The 726-nt window shown below is 68.0% G+C and carries 1 protein-coding gene; it reads right to left on the reverse strand.

The genetic code is table 11. The features are described from left to right. A partial coding sequence (locus tag EN780_RS36150; RefSeq protein WP_348631297.1) for a methyltransferase domain-containing protein occupies window positions 1–726 on the reverse strand: 726 nt, incomplete at both ends.

The raw sequence follows: 726 nt of genomic DNA on the forward strand, positions 1-726 counted from the left end.
CGGTGCGTGCCGAAAAGGGCGGGTTGCCGATGGCAAGGTCGAACGAAGCAGGGAGTTCGGTGCGGGCGAAATCTGCGTTGAGGATGCGCGCCCGCGGCTGCAGCAGCCGGGCGATGCGCGCCGTGACGGGATCGAGCTCGACTCCGGTGACGTGGCAACGGTCGTGCAGCTCGGACGGCATCAAGGCCGCAAAGAGTCCCGTGCCAAAGCCGGGTTCGAGAACACGGCCGCCGCACCAGCCAAGCCGCAGCAGGCCCGCCCAGATCGCGCGGACGATGAACGCCGGCGTAAAATGCGCATACTGCGTGCAGCGGGCGAGCGAAGCGTAGTCAGCCTCGCCGACCAAGTCTTCCAGTTGTGCTCCGATCTCCTGCCAGCCGTCGCGAAACTCGATCTCGCCAGGGCGGCGAAAGACGCCATTGGCGAGCTCGGTTGCGCCGAAGCCGGTGAACCGGATCAGCCTTTGCTGTTCCTCGCGCGTGGCCGGCCTCTGCGCGGCCTCGATCTCGGCCGAAAGCCTGATCGCCGCGATGTTGTCGCGGGCCCGCTCCTTCCAACCGCGCGCAAGATCACGCTCGCCAATGAGATGAAAGTTCGCACCCAGTGCCCGCCGGTCCCGTGCCGACGCGCGGCCGGCGGTCGCAACCGGCAGAGACGGTGCCGGCGCGGAAGGCGGTCGATCGTGGTCGCAGTTCGGGCCGGCGTCAAATCCGGACGTGAAAGCGG

This window comes from Mesorhizobium sp. M4B.F.Ca.ET.089.01.1.1, assembly GCF_004022605.1.
GTDB classification, from domain to species: Bacteria; Pseudomonadota; Alphaproteobacteria; order Rhizobiales; family Rhizobiaceae; genus Mesorhizobium; species Mesorhizobium abyssinicae.